This is a genomic window from Achromobacter sp. 1014246743, assembly GCF_059760725.1.
In genome coordinates this window covers 27,517-46,710 of the sequence record NZ_JCBANA010000056.1, presented here as the reverse complement: position 1 = coordinate 46,710, position 19,194 = coordinate 27,517, and the positions used below count along the sequence as shown (strand labels likewise).

Sequence of the window (19,194 nt, the reverse complement as noted above, 5' to 3'; positions counted from 1 at the left end):
ATGAACCAGTTCGCCATCATCTATGCCGAACGCTTCACTGACCCGTATCGCTGAGATAGCATCGATAGGCCTGACCAAACCTCGGTCAGGCATTTACTGCCTTAAACACAAAAATACTGACAGTCCCCTTGCCGAGCGTTCGCAGTAGCCAAGATTGCTGGCTACGATCCAGTCGGGGCAACCCGCCTCTTCCTCTAGAGCCCGCAGATCAAATCTTTCGTTTCCACATACACGAGAAGTCTATCAAGCAACGGTCGACGGATATTCATAACTTGGCCGACGAAACCGTAGTCTGACACAATTACTTTGATAAGGAGGAGTTGCAGAGTGGGACATTTTTGCTGCTGGCGGAATCGTTCGCAATGGCCGGGATTGCTGACCATGACCCAGTGCAAGCGTCTGGCCTTTTCCCTAAAACCCTTCGATCCAACCTTCAGTAGCTCTATACCGGCAAAAGCTTTCAGCGAAAGTCGTAGTCTCACTACCTTAAAGCAATCAGCGTAAGCATTCCGCGATTGAACCCTGGATCACCCTCGGCTTCATTCCACTGGAAACCATGCAAAGGCGCCACTACGCCAGTCGTTGTCATTTTTGTTGACGTCTCCTAATTTTGGCTAATTATGGCTTCTATTTTTTCCGATAACCCACTTCCACTTCTGGCCGAAAGTGAAAGCTCAGATGGAAGAGATCGATTCTCGGCGGATGAAGCAGCTCACGGCTAACCGTGTGGCAGGTTTAGCTGAACACCACTCCGCAAATCCCAGGGCGCACGGCCGTTTCAGAAATTTAATATTCCATTTATTATCCTAGATGGTGCCTTTAGGCGGGCAATCCCAAAGAGCAAATTAGCCATTCGGCACGGTTTTATTTCAACGAGAAGGACAGTCTATCTGATGTCAGAACAGGGAGGATAAATGTATTTGGCTGCCTTGAATGTCAAAGGATTTCGACGGGTGGAAGAACTAGATCTTCGATTCAAACCAGGACTAAATGTGCTGGTCGGTCCCAACAACGTCGGCAAGACTGCGGTAGTGGATGGCCTGCGCGCATTACTTACAACTGCGGAAGAAGGTGCTCTCCGAGTGGATCTCTACGACCTCCACACATCGAGCGGACACGCCGCTACCGAGATCACCTTTCACTATGTGTTCAGAGATCTCTCGCTGGATGAAGAGGCGGACTTTCTCCCGGCCTTGAAGCCAATGCCAGCCGCACCGGATGCGCCCGACAAGTACGAAGCACATCTGTGGGTGCGATACAGCACTAATCGAACGACCGGTCGCATGCGTCCCAAACGTTGGTGCGGCGACCATGAAGAGAACAGCATCACTACAGAGATGCTCGAAGATCTCCGGGCAGTTTATCTGCCTCCCTTGCGCGATCCAGCGTCCGGACTCAAGCCCAGCCGTAGCAGCCAGCTAGCACGCCTCATTGATCGGCTCGCCAGCGACAGCGAGAAGGAAGAACTCGTCAAGCTGCTGAAAGAATTCGAAGAGAAGCTAGAAGTCGAGAAACCCGTCGCGAAGACCCAATCTGCGATTGAAACTCGCCATGTTGCGATGCTTGGCTCAACGCTCAAACAGGCACTGAAGATCGGCCTGACGCCACCCGAGTTTCAACGCCTGGCGGCGCGCTTAGCGCTTGCAGTCGAAGGGCTCGACATCGAGCAGAACGGACTGGGGTACAACAACCTGATCTACATGGCGGTTGTCCTGAGCGAGCTAGCCCTAAACCCAGATGCAGCGTACAAGGCTTTGATTGTCGAAGAGCCTGAGGCTCACCTGCACCCTCAGTTGCAGATCGTGCTGCTGGACCACCTACAGGCCATCGAAGCGCCCGTACCGGGACAAAAACCAGTTCAGGTCTTCGTCACAAGCCATTCTCCACATTTCGCTAGCGCGGCGAAGCTCGATTCATTGACCTGCATGCATCAGGGCGAAGGTAAGATTGGCGCGTTCTTTCCGAGGGAAGCCACCTTCCTGCCAAAGAAAAAAGAGAAACTCCAGCGCTACCTCGACGTGACGCGTGCGGACTTGTTTTTTGCGCGTCGGCTCATTCTCGTCGAGGGAGCGGCCGAGCGCTTTCTGGTCGACGCCATTGCAGCAAAGATGGGCATCAAGTTGCGTGAGCACTCTGTGACGATCCTGAGTACAGAAGGGCTGAACTTCGATTGCTTCGCTCCCCTATTCGGCAATGGTGCGATCCCAGTCCGAGTTGCCATACTGACCGACGCTGACACACCAGGTTACCCTGCCCCAAGTGCTACGCTGACACTGTCTGCGGCAGCAACGGCGATTGCCAAGCTCGCAAACACCCACATCAAGGTGTACTTCGCCGCGCGCACGCTGGAATACGACTTGGCGTTGCTTCCTGCGAACCAGACGCACATGCTGACTGCCTTGGCAGATATCCATCCTGGCATTGCCGCAGATCTAAAGGCCAAAGTCGATGCAGCAGTGGCCGCAGACAAGCCGCGCGAATTGTTTCGCGGAATGTTCGATCGCGGCCCTACTGTCAGTAACGTTAAGAAGGGCGAGTTTGCACAGGCACTTGCAGCCGTCATCGAAGATTCAGCGGTGTCGTTTACAACGCCGACCTATATCGCCGATGCACTGGCGTACGTGACAGCGCCATGACAGGGCCGTTTGTGCCGTCTCCGCAGCAGAAGCTGATCATTGAGGCAGGCCTCGTTAGTCAGCGCGTCATAGCCTGCGCCGGCAGCGGAAAGACGGCGACGGCTGTACGGAGGCTCGCCGAAATCCGCCGGCAGCTTGGCGCCTCTCGGCAATACGTGGCTCTGCTCTCTTATTCAAACGTCGCAGTTGAAACCTTCCGGGCCGAATACGCGAAGTTGACTGCTGGGCAGCACGGATTGTCGAGCCGAGTACTGATATGCACGGTCGACGCCTTCGTAACGTCGCACATCATCTCCCCCCATGCGGCGTCAACGATGCAGTGCGCTCAAAGGCCGTACTTAGTGAACGGTCACGAACCATTTCTGAAGGGTTTCACCTTCTTCAACGGGAAATTCAACGAAGAGATCCAGTTCCTCTCCGCTGCCTTAAACGGGACCAAGTGGAACTTCTTCAACACGGCCATGCGTGGTAACACTGTTCCCGTCAACGACTCCACAGCGCGCGCAGCGATTGGGAAATTGGGCAAGGCAGGCGCTTATACCCACGACCTTGGTCGCTACTGGGCGATCAACACGTTGGAGGATCGGCCGCGATTGCTCAGAATTCTCGCGCAACTCTACCCCTTCATACTGATCGACGAAGCACAGGACGTCGGTAGCGTACACGAATACCTGCTGGAGCTACTCATCGCAGAAGGGGTGACTGTCTCGCTTGTGGGCGATCCTAACCAGGCAATTTATGAGTTCGCCCACGCTGACGGCAGCTTTCTACGCAATTTTGATCCTGGGATCACGGGTCAGAAGGAAACGCTGTCGGAGAACCGTCGCTCGATCCAGTCGCTGGTGGACGTGACCAACAAACTTAGCGGAACGAAATACTTCTCCGCTAGACCCGCCCCAAATCGCAAGAATGGGCCGTATCTGATGACTTACAAAGACGAAGAACTCTTTAAGGTCCGCTCAACGTTTGCTGAAGTACTTGCCAACCACGGATATGCCCACGACTCGGCTGCGGTACTCTGCAGAGCCAGAGACACCATGTCTCTCATCGCAGGATCGGGGAGCAGCTGTGGTCAGGGAGCCACGAAGCACTTCGCGCGCGCGGCCCTCAGTCGCGATCGAGACGATGACGCCTCGGACGCCTTCACCCACGCAGTTGACGGCGTGTTTCGGTTGCTAGACAGGCCTCCGTCGACCCTCAGGGCCGCAGTGCTGAACGGCACCGACGACCTTCTGGCAAAAGCCGTGCGACGCATCATCTGGGCCTTCCTCAGGACGCCTGCCACGGGTATCCCGCCGGCGTCATTGAACGCCAAAAGTGAATGGCTCCCGAAGTTGAAGGCGAATCTAACGCCATTGCTGGCGACGCTGGAAACGAAATGCAGTTTGCCTTGCATCGCAAAGTGGGGGCACGGGGTCACGTCAAAAGAACTGACCGGCGAACCGCTGTGGTCCCAGGACCTCGCCACCTCGACCGTGCCACTTCCCCCCGTCAGAACTGTTCATCAAGCAAAAGGACAGAGCATCGATGCGGTCTTGTACTTACTGCGGTCAATCGACGTATCCAAGCTTCTTGCCGGGCCGATCCACGAGGATGGGCGGATCGGCTACGTTGGCCTGACGAGAGCGAGAGATCTGTTGGTAGTAGCCCTGCCAGACACAACAAAGGCTGCGTCAATCAAGCGCTTCAGGGACGCCGGCTTCCGCGATTGGTCCTGAATTGTCGGAACTATTCATGATTCTGTACGCGGGGCATATCATGGGAACCAAGATTATGGTAGTGCCGTTGAAGAAGAAGGCTGAACGTAGCGATGGCTTCACGGGGGACCTCATAGCGTGAACAAGAAAAAGAACATAAGCATGAAAAATTTCAAACTTCACGAAATTACCAAAGCAATACGAATGCTTGGCTCGCCTTTCACAAGAAAGCATGAATTTTCAGGAAAAAAGCAGTCGCCCGTCTCATCCACAGGCGCACCAAAGAATCTGATCGAACTCGCCGAGAAACTAACCCTACATGGCGCAAACCTCCACGTCATTCCTGATAGTGAGGACTACCCCTGGTTTATCCGAGAGTTTCAGAAACAGTTAATAGCTCAAGAGACGCGAAAAGAACTACTTCTTCCCAACTTGCGAGATGAAAACTCCAGCATCGCGATTTATTCCGACTACGGTGGAGAAAGCCATGACAGCAAATACCTCACATATAGTTTTCTAATTTGCGCATGGAACCAAACTGGTGTTTTTCATAAATTCATGCAGCAGCTTCGCGAAAAATTCAAGCTTAACGAGCCATTTAAAGAAATATCCTTTAAGGACTTTCGTTATGGTCCAATAAGCCGTGCATTAGACGACTACCTGAAAAACCTTAGCAACCTCGTCAACGGACTTTTGCTAACTGTCGTAATAGAAAAATCTGTTGGCTCAGTTTTTGGGGAAGAAGAAAAAATCGCACACCAATTCATAACAAAAACGCTCGGAGATGCTGGCTTTGGATCGTGGAAGCCGGACGTAGCGGAAAAAATATTACGCATCGTGCATTTCCCAGCCTACTTGGTAGCGTTGTTATCCAAGCCGGGACAACACGTATTCTGGATGACAGACCACGACTCAATCGCACCGACCGAAGAGCAGCACATGAATGTGCTTAACCTATTTGGGAATCTGCTTCCACACTACTGCAAGCATGAATTAGGAACTATCGGTGGCGCAGTTCCCTTTGAAGAGGCAGATCCCCAACACCTCGATCTCCTAAGTGCCGCGGACGTCGTTGCGGGCTCTATAGAGCACTACTACACTCGGTCTTACAAAACAGCAGATGAACCACTAATTCGAGAAGAAGCAAACAAAGTGCTGAGATGGCTTACCGGGCAAGGGGTAGCTTTAAAAAAACACACGATGATCATTCGAAAGCAAGATACCAGCATAGTGAGCGGCTCACTTCGTTTCGAATTAAAAGAGAAAGACCCGGAGACTACTTTTGTTCCGGTGGTCGTGCGGAAGCTCCAAATCTCATCCTAAAAAAAGACTTTGGAGAGATGTCGTGCCATGTAGCCATAAAAAAATATTGAACTCACTCCACATCAGAAAATAATCTCATATTAAGATGCCCTTCACTAGCCAAGATGAATATTTCTCGCTGAATCGTCTCAAGGAGGAATCGCTAGATCAATGGAAAGCGCGGATTAAAAAACAACAGTTCTTCATCCACGATGAGATTCTACAAGCTGCACTGATGTGGTCGACAAGGCTCAACAGTGGCGAATACATGCATGGTGTATGGTATTCAAAACAATCAACCGGCTATGCGTTGCTTACCTTTCTCGTTCGTCAAGCCCTTGACCTTTATAGATTTCCATATTGCGAAGATCGAATCTTGTCTGGTCCCATCGCCGATTCAAGCAAAGTCAGTATGAGAACGCTACTACCCGACCTTACCCCTGCCCGCGTGAATAAATTGATTGAAGAGACACGCAACATCTATTTACACACTCAGAAGAACCTCACAGAAGTCGGATTGAAATCCATCACTCTAGGGCGCAGACTTTATTGTGCACCAGACTCGCGCACGCATATCAGTAACTACGGGCATACCATAATCGCAGCTTGGCAGTCGGCAAAAACTCTTGGCCTAGATACAATTGATATCAACATGGATTCACTCAACCAATTTGGTGATGATGGCGCATATGCTCACTATCCCATTTCTTTGCATCTGTGCATTCCGGCCTCCGATGTATTGTGCTGCTCAAATCTTATCAAGAGCATGGAATCACCCGGAAGCAGCTTTAGCGATAGAGGGGGGGAATCCGGCGAATGGCTGATTATCAACCGCTCCCCAACTGGAGCAATAACCATCCCTATCGAGGCCATTCGTTTTGATGAGAAAAAATTACAACCATGGGATTACTACAAAAACCCAAATCATGCTCGCAAATTCCTGAATGACTATACGCCGATTCATATTGGAGCTATTCAACCACCTGCCACTCCTTACCCGTATACCGGGATGGGTTATAAACTGACAGGCTGGGGGAGAATTTGCAGCGCATGGGGCACACTCAAAGGGAATTGCTAAAAATGGTGTCAGACTACGTTTTCGAAGCCCCTGCCTAGAAGAAAATCTACAACGTAGTCGGACACCTTATTCGTGTAGACGGTGTGACGAGGGCAATCGTCAAAACTGTATTCGGAACTTCCAGAAAAACGTAGTCTCACACGTTATTTTACTTATTTCTAACGATAGACGTCCGACGCTAAGCCGACGATACTGCCTGATCTCAAAGTTGTCATTGGTTCAAATCGCGGCTTGATCGCGGCTCGAAACGTAATATTGGAGAACCCTGTCCCTGCCTGCCGGCAAGCTACAATGCGCTGGCAGATGCTTGCCCAGCTTTGCGGAATTTGTATACTTGGATACAAGCCTGGGTGATAACGTACTTCCAGGTGCAATCAGTGCTCATACTGTCCAGCACGGTTCAGCTTATCCTGCGGGTTTCGCAGTCTAAATACATTACGTCGCACAGAAAGGCGTTGCATGATCGTCGAATGTTCGAACTGCCGGCAGTACATTGAAGCAAAGGAAGCTGGATCCTATTGGCGCCATTTCGAAGGGCTGGAGCCTTCTAGACGCTATTCCTTGCTCGCCTGTACGTCTTGCCAAGAACCAATTCTTGTTGGTCAAACCAACATAGGGAATATGGCCGAAGGTGACAAATTGGATACGCCTTTTGTGGTTTTCCCTCAGGGTGACATTCGTGTAAATCCGAGTGCTCCGACTGAAATTCGAGCTGCCTTTCAAGAAGCATGCACATGCTATCGCGCACAAGCATTCACAGCATCCGCAATAATGTGCCGTAAGACGCTAGAAGGAATTTGCGCGGCCCATGGTGTCGAGGAGCGCAGCCTCAGCGCGTCGTTAAAAAAGATGAAAGAACAGACTCTCATCGATGACCGCCTTTTTGAGTGGTCCGATGCTCTTCGAGCGGTCGGAAACGAAGCGGCACATGGGGTTAATGTCGCGATTTCCCAGCTGGATGCCAAAGACGCGATCGAATTCACCAATGCTATTCTCGACTACCTCTTTTCCTATCGAGATCGCTTCGAGCAGTTCAAGAAGCGTCGTGGCAATGCTGCATAATTTTTTTTCCGGCGGACCGTCATCGGCGCCAGCTTAATTCATGCATGAAGCATCAGAAATACGGCATATGACGCTCCTAGTTTGTTGGGCGGAAATCGACACCCACGGGACATCCTCTCCAATACATAGCGTCGGACAGCAGAGCTTCCTGGACCTAGCCCGCGCAGCTTGACCACGCAAGAAAGGTCTTGGCGTGTGCAAATTGAGCAGCAATAAGGTATCAGACTACGATTTCGAGACGAGCGTTCTTCCAAGACATCGCCTGACGCCTTATTCTCACAATAATTGAAATTAATCTTCAGCAACGACAATAGTAAAATATTTAGTCACAACCCCATAAAAGATATAGACTGAAACTGAAATTTTTACCTTTTAGCCCTTGGAAATCAATATGCCGCTCCTGTTCTGCAATATCGGATGGATGAACTACTACAACGGCATTGACGGCGACACAATCGAACGAGGGGGTGAATACAATCAGCATTCAACGGGCCATGAAGTCTGCAACTTCAGCAATAACGCTGGCACTGTCTACGGATACGTACAACCTACTGGCAAGATCAAGATTGAAAAATTGGGTGCTGGCAAAAAAGACGAATTTGTAAGTGACATAACGGTCGTCTGGACAGCCGGACCTGCGAGTGGGGGAACCGTTGTCGTTGGTTGGTACAACCACGCAACAGTATTTCGCGAGACTCAGAAAATCTCTAGGCCAAATGCTCTTCAGAAAAAAAATAGAATACACAGCTTCCGAATCAAGGCCCCTGCCGATCAAGCGGTATTACTCCCGACTAACCAAAGAGAATTAATTATTCCACGAGCAGTAAAAGGTGGAATTGGCCAAAGTAATGTCTGGTACGCAGATAAAGAGGAGAGCCAAGCTATAGTGAATCGCGTTATTTCCCTTATCAATAGTGAAACGACTTCTGCTCTTCCCGACCTAGATCAATCCCAATCTACTCTTGAAGGGAATCCTCGCCTCGTAGCGCATCTACGACGAGAGCGAAATAATGCGATCATTAAGGCTAAGAAGCACGCAACAATCCTTGCGAAAGGGAAACTCTGTTGCGAGGCATGTGGTTTTGACTTCAAAGAAACGTACGGAGAAATTGGAAATGAGTTTTGCGAGGTACATCACCTTAAACCATTATCTCAAGCAGACGGCTTAGTAAAAACAGAACTAAAAGATTTGGCAATAGTTTGCTCGAATTGCCATCGAATGATTCATAGAAACAATCCAATGATTTCCATTCCTACATTGGCGAGACATATCCAGCGCAGACGTACACACTCCAGCAGCCCACCATGAAAGTGGCCTAAGGCTACGGTTTTTGGGCCGGAACCCTCAAGAATAAGGTGTCAGACTACGTTTTTGAAAGATGGTGTCGGGCTATATTTTTGTAGGGTTGCCGGCCTACAAAAAAATGGTGTCAGACTACGATTTCCCGCTCCGGTCCTTCAACCTGTCAACTGCGTTCAGTGATCGACCAAGAGATGCACGGGAATAACGGATTAAGCATCAGCAGCGATCCATGACAGAACGCTGTTTCGGGCGTCTTCTGGATCCCGTTGATTCCATCCAACATCGATTATTGCCTGGCGCTCGCCGACACCAAACGAAAGCGTTATCTGTCCCTTGTTGATTCTCGCTGAGGCCCATTGGAAGACATAGCCACGCTCGGCCCGCTTGGAAAAGTCCAGGCCGCTGACGAGTCTTTCAGCCGTTCGCTCTAGTGACTCCCAACTAGTCGACACTGCGCCCTGCGCGAGAGCCGCTTCGTATTGCTGCTTGTTGAAGACGACGCGACGACCTTGGGGCAGAAGCCAAGCGACCTGATCGCTGCGCACTTCGACGTCTGCAATCTGATCTCCGCAGCCAATGACACCGCAACGGCATCTTCCGATAAGAAGCTTCCCGCCAGCCCAAAGCGCGGACTGGCCAAAGAACTCAGGCGGGTCGAGACCAAGATCGTTTGGACTAAGCGATTTCAAAATATCAATGTCCGTGACCAGTGGACGCACCTCGTGGTCATTGGACTCATGAGATTCAGCGAAAGCGAAGTCGAGAGTGTCCATTTTTATGCCTAGCATTTGTCATGCTGATTACGTTGGCTGATTCGACAGGCCATATAAATGCCGACGCTCACGATCAACGGCTCCTGGCCGGAAGCCGAAATTGCCCCCGGCTCGATGCAAACGTGGCTTATTGATCAACGCCTTTAGCCTGCGCCAAGCAAACCTCAAGCTTCGCAATCAGCGCCCTAACCTCTTCCTCGCCCAGATCCAACGGATCTCCATGCGTACCAACCGCCACGACGCATATAGCCGAACCGTCGAACCAGGCGTCGAGACGGTCTTCAGGAAAAAATTGGGGCACGGTTTTCTCCAGGCTTTCAGTCGTCGCCGCTGCCGGTGGCATTGCGCGCCTCGGCCAGCGCCACGGTCAAATGCATGATCTTCTTCTTCAACTGATCCCGCTCATCCGTCAACCGCGCCAGCAACTCCCGCAACCTGGCCACTTCCGCCGGCAGGTCAGCAATATTCTCAATCGGAATATCCGGCACCGCTTCACGCGGCGGCGGCGCTTTGGCCTGGCGGACTTCTCGGGCGGCTTGTTGTAGTTCTTTCTTGCCGCCCGCTACCGCGGCAGCCTGGCGTTCTGGCGGCAATGTGGACACTGCCGCAGCGGCGTTGATGGAAATCGCTCCATCCTTGACCGCCTGCACCAACTCCGGCGCGGCGGCTTTCTGGATTTTCTCTATCTGGCCCAAAGTGCTGCTGCTGATCCGCGCTTCGCGCGCCAAGGTCTGGCGACTGATCGCAGCAGCCGGCGGCGCGGGGGGAATCGGAGGCGGCGGGGTGCTGCCGTCGTCTTCCCAAGGCGGCACGCTGCGGGACTGCAGGATTTCTTTCTTGCGCAGGGCCAACACCCCGCGCTGGAAATCGGAGACACTGCGCCGGCCCAGATGGTTTTCGATCATCCAAAGATGCACGTCTTCCATGGACTTGAACGAGGTGTTCTGACGGGTCTCGAACGGAATGCCGTGCTTCATGCACAAGGCGTAGCGATTATGACCATCGACCAGCAAATCGCCCCACAGGACCAGGGCGTCGCGGCAGCCTTCAGCCAGCAGACTGCGTTCGAGGGCCTCGCGCTCGTCGTCCGTCAAGGGGTCTATATAGGCGCGCAGGCCTTCGTCGATTCTTATATTCATGGTGTCCAAAAAATAATGCTTGCCCGACCCGCTGCGGTTCCGCCGCGACCCGTTACGGCCGGTTGAGGCCAAGCTTCTGCTGTGGCTAGGCCGCCCTTCCCCGGTCGCTCACGTCAACCCCGCTTTACGGCAGCCGACCATCCAGCGCAGCATGCACCGCCGCCAGACGCGCCTCCGGATCCGTCAGCGCCAGCAACCGAACCTTCTCAACCGCCGGCATCGGCAGCAATTCGCACCAGCGATCAGCCACCCAAGCGCACTCATCCAGGCGGTACGGCGGCGCTAGGGGCATGCTCTCTGCGGGTAGGCCTTCTTGCTGCCATTGGGCCACCAAACTGCCCAGCGCGTCGGCGCAGGGTTGCAAGGCGGCAGGTACGGGAAGGATCGGGTCGTCGGGGATGGGTTCGATTTCGCCCATCCAAAGACCGTATTTTGCCAGTTGGCTGGAAACCAGCCGAAAACGGCTTGTCCCTACACAGCGCAACTGCAATAGCGCGGGCATGGGCGCGTCCCAGGTGTCGATGCGGGCCAGGGTGCCGACGGGCGCCAGGGTCTCGGTGCCTTCGGGGGAGCGCACCTCGTTGCCCGCCAGCAGCGCGACGACGCCGAATTCGGTGCCGTCGGCGATGCAGCGGCGGATCATGTCCAGGTAGCGGACTTCGAAGATGCGCAGGTGCATGACGCCTGCGGGGAACAGGGCGTTGGAGAGCGGGAACAGCGGGATGGTGGCCACGGCGCCGCCCTACTTCACGGCGAAGGCGTCGTCGACGGGGACTTGCATGGCGGTGACCAGGGCGTTGGTCTGGGCGGCCATGCTGATGACGCCGAGAAGTTCGGCGTGCTGGCCGTCGGTCATGCCCTTGGCGCGGGCGGCGGCGGTGTGGGAGTGGATGCAGTAGGTGCAGCCGTTGGCGGTGGAGACGGCGATGTAGATCATTTCGCGGACCAGGGGCGAGAGTTCGCCTTCGGCCATCATGACTTGTTTCAGCTGGGCCCAGACGCGCTCCAGTTGCGGCGGGTCGTTGGCCAGGGCGCGCCAGAAGTTATTGACGAAATCGGACTTGCGGGTGGCGCGGATATCTTCGAACACCGCCCACGCCTGGGGATTCTTGCGGACTTCTTCGTCCGACAGCAAATGCACCGTTGCCATACGCCACTCCGACAGGAAAACCGGCGGGCGGCGGAGTGCCGCCCGCGCAATGTTCCATTGAACTGGAAAGGCTGGCGCGGTTCAAGCTGCGGGCCGAGCGTCTGACGCATTCAGGAGGGAATATTGGACACGGCCATCCTGAGGGGGGCACCCGGCGACTTCTTGTAAAAGCTGCAAGGCATCCCCCTGCGAAAGTGCCCTACGGCTTCAGGGAAACATGCTGAACAGCGTCATGTAGACAAACCGAACACCGTCACGGCGAAACCGACGCCGGCTTGAACGGATCCAGCGGATAGCGCGGTCGATTTCTCCGTTGATACGGAAACAACGAGAAATCCGAGCTGGTCACCCCCGGGCTGTCGCATTCAATCAAGGCGCACGAAATCGGCACGAACACCGGTCGGCAGTACATGCGCGACTTAACGAGGATGAAGCGAGCCTCACGCGGGTTGATACCCAGGCTTTCGAAGACGCCCAGGTCCCAGGGTTCGTGGGTTCTTTCAGTGACCACCAGCTGGGCGGCGCCGATGTCGAGGACGGCGCTGCGGCCCATGCAGGCGGACTGGCCGGTGTAGGTGGGGCCGGTGATGACGTAGGTGCCGTCGGTGATGGCGCGCACAACCCCGCGCAGGGTGACGGGCGCGGCGGGGCGGCCGATGGAGGGAATGGGCCGTTTGTTGCCGACGGGCAATTCGACGCGGGCGCCCTCGCCTGCCTGGATCATGGCCTCGACCGCTTCCGGGTCGCAGTACAGGCCGGCGACGATGCCGGTCAGGCCGGCGTCGACGGCGGCCATCAGGACGTCCATGGTGTCGCAGGTTCCGCCGGACATGCAGTTGTCGCCATGATCCAGCAGCAGCACGGGGCGATCGGCGCCGCGTGCCGCGGCGACGGCGCGGTCCAGGGACGCGGCCAGGGGTTCGGCTTCATAGACAAAGCCGTCGCGGTCTTCCCAGATGGCGGCGGCCAGACCCGCGGCGACGCGATCGGCCCCGGCGGCATCACCAGCGGCAACCACGATGACGCTCAGGCAAGGATCGGGGATGTCGGCCAGGGCAAAGCCGGCCAGCACGGACACGCCCAGCATGCCGCCGGCTTCGGCGCCGCGGGCGGCTTGCACGGCGCGGCGCATGGCGCCTTCGGCGGTGTTGCTGCGCAGGGTGTGGCTCATGAGCGGCAGGCGGCGCCAGGCCATGGTGGGCCGGGGGCCGCCGGACAGCCAGTCGAACAGGATGCGGCCGGCGTGTTCGCCGGTTTCGTACATGTCGATGTGGGGATAGGTCTTGAAGCTGATGATGACGTCGGCGTTGTCGACCATTTTCTGGGTGACGTTGCCGTGCAGGTCCAGGGCGACGGCGATGGGCACGTCGGGGGCTTGCTGGCGCAGGCGCTCAAGCAGGTCACCTTCGCCGTCGTCGGTGGTTTCGACGGCCATGGCGCCGTGCAGGTCGAGCAGGATGGCGTCGCAGCCGTGGGCGCCGGCGACGATGCGGTCGCACAGCTGGCGGTAGGCGTCGCCGTCGACGCGGCCGCTGGGGTAGGCGGTGGCGGACACGGGGGTGACGAGGGTGGCGGCGCGCGCCTCGGCCAGGTCGATGAAGGCGGACATGGCGGTGCGCTTGCCTTTGTTTTCTTCGTAGGCCTGGGCGCCGTAGGTGGGGCCGTCGTTGCCAAAGGCCGACAACGGCGTGGGCACGGGCGAAAAGGTGTTGGTCTCGTGGTTCATGCGGGCGATCAGGACTTTCATGCCTTGCCTCCTCCGGGGGTGGGGTCGGGGCGTGCAGCGCCGCCCAGCCCCAGTTTTTCCATGGCTTCGCTGGCCTCGATGATCATGGCGGCGACCTCGGCGACGCTGACGCGCAGGCCGGTGGCGCGGGTGCGCATGTGTTCGTAGGCGGCGCGCTCGTCCAGGCGTTGGTGGTCCATCAGCACGCGGATGGCTTTTTCGATGACGCGGCGTGCCTTGATGGTGTTTTCGAGTTTGTCGATTTTGTTCTGTTGGCGGCTCTGGAATTGTTTGGCGGAGCGCGCCAGGACCAGGGTGCTGAGAATGCCGGCGGACCGGAACGGCCGGGTCAGGACGCCGTGCGCGTTGCTCTTGAGCAGTTGCTTCAAGGTGGTGGGGGTTTCGTATTCGGACAGGGCGATGAGGGTGGCCTCGACCTCGCTGGCGGACCAGGCCGAGCTGTTCTGGCCGCATTGCGAGACCTGGAAGAAGACGACGTCGGCGCCCGCCGGGGGCTTGTCGGGGAACGGCCAGCACAGGTGGATGCGGCAGCCGATGCGCTTGAGCTGTTCGACCAGCAGGTCGCGGTCTTCGCCGGGCGGATAGGCCACGGCGACCGCGACGCTGCGCAGGTCTTCATAAAGGCGGCGAAGGCTATGGTCCATGCTTATTTCAACCAGAATTCGTCCAGGCCGAACGCGGTCAGGTAGGGGTCCGGCTTTACCGGTTCGCCGCTTTGCCAGACGATGTCGAAGCGCCCGTCGGCGCGGCAGACGCCGATGCGCGGGGTCAGGACGCAGTGGTTGTTTTCGGCCAGGATGGACAGGCGGCCTTCGGGTGCGTCAAAGCCCACCTGGTGCACGGCCTGGACCAGTTTGCGGGTGTCCATGCTGCCGACGCGTTGCAGGGCGCGGGCGAACAGGTGCACCTGGCTGTAGGCGCTTTCGGCGTAGACGCTGGCGGGCCGGTCGCCGAAGCGGGCGTGCCAGCGGGCCAGGAAGTGGGCGTTGGCGGGGGTGTCGACGGTGTTGAAGTAGGTGGCGGCGGTGATGTGGCCGACGCACAGTTCGGCGCCGATCTCGGCGACCTCGGATTCAGCCATGGTGAGGCTGGCGATGGGGATGTGGGGCGCGGCGGGGTCGGCCTGGCAGGCTTCGTGGTAGCGGCGGTAGAAGCGCTGGGCGTCGTCGCCGATGAGGGTGGAGAAGACGACGTCGGGCTGGATGCGGCGGATGTCGCGCACGACGTCGATGATGTCGCTTTCGTCGCAGCCCAGCGGCAGGTAGGTTTCGTCGAGGATGTCGCCGCCGTGTTCTTCCACCGTGTCGCGCATGATGCGGTTGGTTTCGCGGGGGTAGATGTAGTCGGCGCCGACCAGGAAGATGCGCGAGCCGCAGTGCTGAATCAGGTAGGCGGCCAGCTGCATGCTGCCCTGGTTGGGCGCGGCGCCGGTGTAGATGACGTTGGGGGAATACTCGAAGCCTTCGTAGACCGAGGCGTACCAGAGCAGCGAATTGCTGCGTTCGACGACGGGCAGCATGGCTTTGCGGCAGTGCGAGGTGCAGCCGCCGAAGATGACGCTGACTTCGTCGTCGAGCAGCAGGCGGGCGGCCAGGCGGCGGTATTCTTCGCTGTCGCTGCGGGGGTCGTAGACGACGGGTTCGAGCGGGCGGCCCAGCACGCCGCCCAGGGCGTTGATTTCTTCGACGGCCAGGACGGTGCCGAAGAAGTGCTGGGATTCGGTGGTGCCGGTGACTCCGCTGCGCGAGTACAGCACGCCGATGCGCCACCCCTGCCCGGCGGCGTCACTGTCATTGCGGGGGGTCATAACGGCATCCTTTGCAAAGTCGCGGCGCGGGGGCTGCGGGAACGGGGCGGCCTGGGGGCCACGCGTCAAGGTTCATGCGGGCGGGTTTCATACCTTCAAGTGGTCCATGATATGGCCGACCGCCTGGGGTGCGCCAGCCTCGCCCTGGTCGACGATGGCGCCTTGCTTTAAGACCAGGTAGCGGTCGGCGACGTCCAGGGCAAACGCGACGTTCTGTTCGACGATGAACATGGACGTGCCGCGGCGTTCGCGTTCCCAGTTGAGCGCGCGGCCCAGGCGGTCGATGACGGACGGTTGCAGGCCTTCGGTGATTTCGTCCAGCAGCAGCAAGGCGGGCCGCTGCATCAGGCCGCGGGCGACCAGCAGCATTTTCTGTTCGCCGCCCGACAGGGTGCCGGCCTGCTGGCGCAAACGGCTGGCGAAGACGGGGAACAGGTCGGCGATTTCACCGAAGCGTTCGTCGAACAGTTTGTCGTGGGCCAGGCCCAGGCGCAGGTTGTCGCGAATGTTCAGGTCGGGAAACAGCGGCTGTTCCTGGGCGGCGTAGGCCACGCCGCAGCGGGCGACCTCGTGCGGCCGCAGGCGGGTGGCGTCGATGCCGCCCACCTGGACGCGGCCGCGCAGCTTGGGCAGGTAGCCCATCACGGTTTTGAGCAGCGTGCTCTTGCCCATGCCGTTCTTGCCCAACAGCGCCACGCAGGCGCCGCTGGGCACCGACAGCGAGATGTCGTTGAGCACGACGGCGCCCTTGTAGCCGCTGGCGACGCCTTCCAGGTGCAGGGCCGGGGTGGCGGGGGTCATGTCGGGGCTCCTTGGGGCGTGGGGGCATTGCCGGCGTAGATGGTGCGCACCAGTTCGGATTCGACGACTTCACGGAAGCTGCCGTCCATGACGATGCGGCCCTGGTGCAGCACGATGATGCGGGTGGCGACTTCGGCCACGAAGTCCAGGTCGTGTTCGACCAGCAGGCAGCACAGACCGTGGGTGTGGGCCAGGGACGCCAGCACCTGGCCGATGCGGGCGCGTTCGTCTTTGGAAAGGCCGGCGGTGGGTTCGTCGAGCAGCACCACGCGCGGCTCCAGGGCCAGCACCATGGCCAGTTCCAGCGCCTGCTGCTGGCCGTGCGACAGGTCGCGCGCGATGCTGTCCAACTGCTGGTCCAGGCCGGTCATGCGCAGGACCTCCAGGGCGTAGGCGGGCAGCGCCAGCTGGGGCGCGCGGCGCAGCCACGAGGGGCGCTCGCGCAGCGTGGTGGCGATGCGCAGGCTTTCGGCGACGGTCAGGGTGTCGAAGATGTTGGCGTTCTGGAACTTGCGGCCCAGGCCGAAGCGCACGCATTGTTCGGGGCCATCGCGGCGCACGGGATGGCCGCAGAGTTCGACCTGGCCGTCGGTGCGTTCGGCGCCGTCGGCGATGCAGCGCATCAGCGTGGTCTTGCCGGCGCCGTTAGGGCCGATCAGGCCCAGCAGTTCCCCTCCGCGCGCTTGCAGGTCGATGCCTTCCAGCACTTTCAGGCTGCCGAAACGCTTGGCGACGCCGGACAGGGCCAGGGCGCGCGGGGCGGCCGGCCCGCCCTGCCCTGCGGCCGCGAGCGGGCGGGCCGCCAGGTGCGGCGCCGGGGCCGGACGGCGCTTGCGCAGCGGCGCCAGCAGCAAGGGCAACAGGCCGCGCGGCAGCAGCAGGATGACCAGGATGAAGGTCACGCCCAGCAGCAGCTGCCACACGAACGGCAGGTTGCCGCTCAGGTAGGAACCGGCCACGTTGATCAGGATGGCGCCCAGCACGGGGCCCCAGATGGTGCCGCGCCCGCCCAGCGCCACCCAGATGATCAGTTCGGTGCCGAAGACGAAGCCGGTCAGTTCCGGCGCGACCACGCCGCTGAAGGCGCCGTAGCCAAAGCCGGCCAGGCTGGCCACCGCGCCGCACACGACCAAGAGCGCGATGCGCCACTGGGCGGTGTTCAGCCCCAGGTAGCTGCAACGCGCCTCGTTGTCGCGCAGCGCCACCAGGATGCGGCCGCCGTCGCTGCGCACGGCCACCCAGGCCAGCAGCGACACGATCGACAGGCCGCCGGCGGCGATGACGTACCAGGCTTCGAGCGACAGGTCGAAGGTGTCGTAGCCGGTCAGGCCCGAGGACGACCCGGTGTAGGTGCCGCCGGACAACGCTACTTGGGTCAGCACGATGGGCAGCACCAGCGAAATGACGGTGGCAAAGAACGGCGAGGCGCCGCGGTAGAACGACAGCCAGCCGGTGACCAGGGCCAGCAGGGCCGCCCCGCCCACGGCCACCAGCACGGCCAGCCCGGCCGTGGCGGGTGAAAAGCCGTAGTGGGTGAAGGCCAGCCCGGCGGCATAGGCGCCGACGCCGAAGAAGGCCGATTGGCCGAAGGTCAGGTAGCCGGTGTAGCCCCACAGGATGTCCACCGTCACGGCGGCGACGGCGAAGAACAGCGCCTTGATCAGCACGTTCAAGAGGTAGGTGTCGAACAGCCACGGGCCGGCGACCGTCAGGGCCAGGCACAGCACGGACAGCCACAAGAGGTCGCGGCCCCGCGCGCTGCGGCGGGCGTCGGCGGCGGGTGCGGCCGGCGCTTGTTGCGCTAGAGAGGGTTCAGTCATGGGCGAATCCTTTGGGACGCAGGCGCAGGGTCAGGGCCGCCAGCACGGCGATGGTGACGCCACCCAGGATGGGGCTGACGTACACGCTCACCAGCACCTGGCAGGCGCCGTAGACCAGGCAGGTCACGAGCAGCGCGGTGATCGAGTTGCCGGACACCATCACCAGCATGAAGGCGCTGACCAGCCAGGGCAGCCCCATGCCGGGGTCCACGCTGGACAGCGGGGTGATCAGCGCGCCGGCCAGCGCGCCCAGCCCGGCGCCCAGGCCGAAGGTCGTGAAGCGGATGCGTTCGGCGTTGATGCCCAGGCCGCGCGCCAGATCTTCGTTCATGATGACCGCGCGGGTGCGCACGCCGAAGCGGGTGCCGTTCAGCAGCAGCGTCATGGCGGCATACAGCAGCAGCGCGCACGGCACCAGGAACAGGCGGTAGGCGGAATATTCGGTGCCCAGGAACGGCACGGCGCCCTGGATGGGGGAATCCACGAACTGCACCTCGCGGCCAAAGGCCATGGTGATGAGCTGGCCGATGACGATGCCCAGCCCCCAGGTGGCCAGGATCGCGTCCAGCGGCCGTTTGTACAGCGGCTGCACGATCAGCCGTTCGACCGCCATGCCCACCAGCACGCCGGCCGCCAGCGCGCAGGGCAGCGCCAGCCAGGGGTCCAGCCCCAGCTGCGTGACCACCAGGCTGGCGTAGCTGCCCAGCGTGATGATGGCGCCGTGCGCGAAATTGACGATCTTCATCACGCCAAAGATGATCATCAGCCCAGCCGTCACGATGAACAGCATGGCGGCCGTGCTCAGGATGTCCAGCATCAAACCCATAGTGCTCTCCAGCGCCGCCGGCCCGGCCGGCGGCGCGTGTTGCGTCATGCCAG

The 19,194-nt window shown here is 58.7% G+C and carries 17 protein-coding genes; 6 read left to right on the top strand and 11 right to left on the bottom strand.

Going from position 1 to position 19,194, the window contains the following annotated elements:
* Positions 1–914 precede the first annotated feature (914 nt).
* The 6 genes from AC6LJ2_RS21765 (at position 915) to AC6LJ2_RS21740 (ending at position 9,084) form a co-directional block, all read left to right on the top strand.
* Entirely contained in the window at positions 915–2,636 is a 1,722-nt protein-coding gene (locus AC6LJ2_RS21765; protein WP_498152167.1) for an ATP-dependent nuclease, read from the top strand.
* Complete coding sequence (locus AC6LJ2_RS21760; RefSeq protein WP_498152166.1) at positions 2,633–4,354, top strand: UvrD-helicase domain-containing protein; 1,722 nt, start codon at positions 2,633–2,635, stop codon at positions 4,352–4,354. Before AC6LJ2_RS21765 ends, AC6LJ2_RS21760 begins: the two co-directional genes overlap by 4 nt.
* A gap of 141 nt (positions 4,355–4,495) precedes the next feature.
* Positions 4,496–5,656 (top strand): hypothetical protein, encoded by a 1,161-nt coding sequence (locus tag AC6LJ2_RS21755; protein WP_498152165.1) that lies wholly within the window; start codon positions 4,496–4,498, stop codon positions 5,654–5,656.
* Between the two features lie 85 nt (positions 5,657–5,741).
* On the top strand, positions 5,742–6,713 hold the full coding sequence (locus AC6LJ2_RS21750; RefSeq protein ID WP_498152164.1) for a hypothetical protein: 972 nt from the start codon (positions 5,742–5,744) through the stop codon (positions 6,711–6,713).
* A gap of 459 nt (positions 6,714–7,172) precedes the next feature.
* Complete coding sequence (locus AC6LJ2_RS21745; protein WP_498152163.1) at positions 7,173–7,775, top strand: DUF4145 domain-containing protein; 603 nt, start codon at positions 7,173–7,175, stop codon at positions 7,773–7,775.
* A 391-nt stretch (positions 7,776–8,166) separates the two neighbouring features.
* A complete protein-coding gene (locus AC6LJ2_RS21740) occupies positions 8,167–9,084 on the top strand; it encodes an HNH endonuclease (RefSeq protein ID WP_498152162.1) in 918 nt (305 codons plus the stop codon).
* Positions 9,085–9,287: 203 nt separating this feature from the next.
* On the opposite strand, the gene AC6LJ2_RS21735 is transcribed toward AC6LJ2_RS21740, so the two are convergent.
* From AC6LJ2_RS21735 to AC6LJ2_RS21685, 11 genes are all read right to left on the bottom strand, one after another.
* Positions 9,288–9,851: a hypothetical protein gene (locus AC6LJ2_RS21735; RefSeq protein WP_498152161.1), complete on the bottom strand. Its 564-nt coding sequence runs from the start codon at positions 9,849–9,851 to the stop codon at positions 9,288–9,290.
* Between the two features lie 127 nt (positions 9,852–9,978).
* The gene (locus tag AC6LJ2_RS21730; protein ID WP_498152160.1) at positions 9,979–10,152 is read right to left on the bottom strand and encodes a hypothetical protein; all 174 of its coding nucleotides are present in this window, start codon (positions 10,150–10,152) and stop codon (positions 9,979–9,981) included.
* A gap of 16 nt (positions 10,153–10,168) precedes the next feature.
* Positions 10,169–10,990: a ParB N-terminal domain-containing protein gene (locus tag AC6LJ2_RS21725; RefSeq protein ID WP_498152159.1), complete on the bottom strand. Its 822-nt coding sequence runs from the start codon at positions 10,988–10,990 to the stop codon at positions 10,169–10,171.
* 124 nt (positions 10,991–11,114) lie between these two features.
* Positions 11,115–11,723: an LON peptidase substrate-binding domain-containing protein gene (locus AC6LJ2_RS21720; protein WP_498152158.1), complete on the bottom strand. Its 609-nt coding sequence runs from the start codon at positions 11,721–11,723 to the stop codon at positions 11,115–11,117.
* Positions 11,724–11,732: 9 nt separating this feature from the next.
* Positions 11,733–12,140, bottom strand: coding sequence for a carboxymuconolactone decarboxylase family protein (locus tag AC6LJ2_RS21715; RefSeq protein WP_498152157.1), 408 nt, complete (start codon positions 12,138–12,140; stop codon positions 11,733–11,735).
* Positions 12,141–12,393: 253 nt separating this feature from the next.
* A complete protein-coding gene (locus tag AC6LJ2_RS21710; protein ID WP_498152156.1) occupies positions 12,394–13,887 on the bottom strand; it encodes a M81 family metallopeptidase in 1,494 nt (497 codons plus the stop codon).
* On the bottom strand, positions 13,884–14,531 hold the full coding sequence (locus AC6LJ2_RS21705; protein WP_025138371.1) for an ANTAR domain-containing response regulator: 648 nt from the start codon (positions 14,529–14,531) through the stop codon (positions 13,884–13,886). Before AC6LJ2_RS21705 ends, AC6LJ2_RS21710 begins: the two co-directional genes overlap by 4 nt.
* Positions 14,532–14,533: 2 nt before the next feature.
* A complete protein-coding gene (locus tag AC6LJ2_RS21700) occupies positions 14,534–15,694 on the bottom strand; it encodes a transporter substrate-binding protein (protein WP_263913147.1) in 1,161 nt (386 codons plus the stop codon).
* Between the two features lie 87 nt (positions 15,695–15,781).
* Positions 15,782–16,495: an ABC transporter ATP-binding protein gene (locus AC6LJ2_RS21695; protein ID WP_263913146.1), complete on the bottom strand. Its 714-nt coding sequence runs from the start codon at positions 16,493–16,495 to the stop codon at positions 15,782–15,784.
* Complete coding sequence (locus tag AC6LJ2_RS21690) at positions 16,492–18,315, bottom strand: ABC transporter permease subunit (protein WP_498152155.1); 1,824 nt, start codon at positions 18,313–18,315, stop codon at positions 16,492–16,494. The genes AC6LJ2_RS21695 and AC6LJ2_RS21690 overlap by 4 nt, the downstream gene beginning before the upstream one ends.
* Complete coding sequence (locus AC6LJ2_RS21685; protein WP_025138367.1) at positions 18,308–19,141, bottom strand: branched-chain amino acid ABC transporter permease; 834 nt, start codon at positions 19,139–19,141, stop codon at positions 18,308–18,310. Before AC6LJ2_RS21685 ends, AC6LJ2_RS21690 begins: the two co-directional genes overlap by 8 nt.
* Between the last annotated feature and the right edge of the window lie 53 nt (positions 19,142–19,194).

Coding starts and splice junctions, on each gene's coding strand:
- AC6LJ2_RS21765 (WP_498152167.1), top strand. CDS start 915: ATGTATTTGGCTGCCTTGAATGTCAAAGGATTTCGACGGGTGGAAGAA.
- AC6LJ2_RS21760 (WP_498152166.1), top strand. CDS start 2,633: ATGACAGGGCCGTTTGTGCCGTCTCCGCAGCAGAAGCTGATCATTGAG.
- AC6LJ2_RS21755 (WP_498152165.1), top strand. CDS start 4,496: ATGAAAAATTTCAAACTTCACGAAATTACCAAAGCAATACGAATGCTT.
- AC6LJ2_RS21750 (WP_498152164.1), top strand. CDS start 5,742: ATGCCCTTCACTAGCCAAGATGAATATTTCTCGCTGAATCGTCTCAAG.
- AC6LJ2_RS21745 (WP_498152163.1), top strand. CDS start 7,173: ATGATCGTCGAATGTTCGAACTGCCGGCAGTACATTGAAGCAAAGGAA.
- AC6LJ2_RS21740 (WP_498152162.1), top strand. CDS start 8,167: ATGCCGCTCCTGTTCTGCAATATCGGATGGATGAACTACTACAACGGC.
- AC6LJ2_RS21735 (WP_498152161.1), bottom strand. CDS start 9,851: ATGGACACTCTCGACTTCGCTTTCGCTGAATCTCATGAGTCCAATGAC.
- AC6LJ2_RS21725 (WP_498152159.1), bottom strand. CDS start 10,990: ATGAATATAAGAATCGACGAAGGCCTGCGCGCCTATATAGACCCCTTG.
- AC6LJ2_RS21715 (WP_498152157.1), bottom strand. CDS start 12,140: ATGGCAACGGTGCATTTGCTGTCGGACGAAGAAGTCCGCAAGAATCCC.
- AC6LJ2_RS21710 (WP_498152156.1), bottom strand. CDS start 13,887: ATGAAAGTCCTGATCGCCCGCATGAACCACGAGACCAACACCTTTTCG.
- AC6LJ2_RS21705 (WP_025138371.1), bottom strand. CDS start 14,531: ATGGACCATAGCCTTCGCCGCCTTTATGAAGACCTGCGCAGCGTCGCG.
- AC6LJ2_RS21700 (WP_263913147.1), bottom strand. CDS start 15,694: ATGACCCCCCGCAATGACAGTGACGCCGCCGGGCAGGGGTGGCGCATC.
- AC6LJ2_RS21695 (WP_263913146.1), bottom strand. CDS start 16,495: ATGACCCCCGCCACCCCGGCCCTGCACCTGGAAGGCGTCGCCAGCGGC.
- AC6LJ2_RS21690 (WP_498152155.1), bottom strand. CDS start 18,315: ATGACTGAACCCTCTCTAGCGCAACAAGCGCCGGCCGCACCCGCCGCC.
- AC6LJ2_RS21685 (WP_025138367.1), bottom strand. CDS start 19,141: ATGGGTTTGATGCTGGACATCCTGAGCACGGCCGCCATGCTGTTCATC.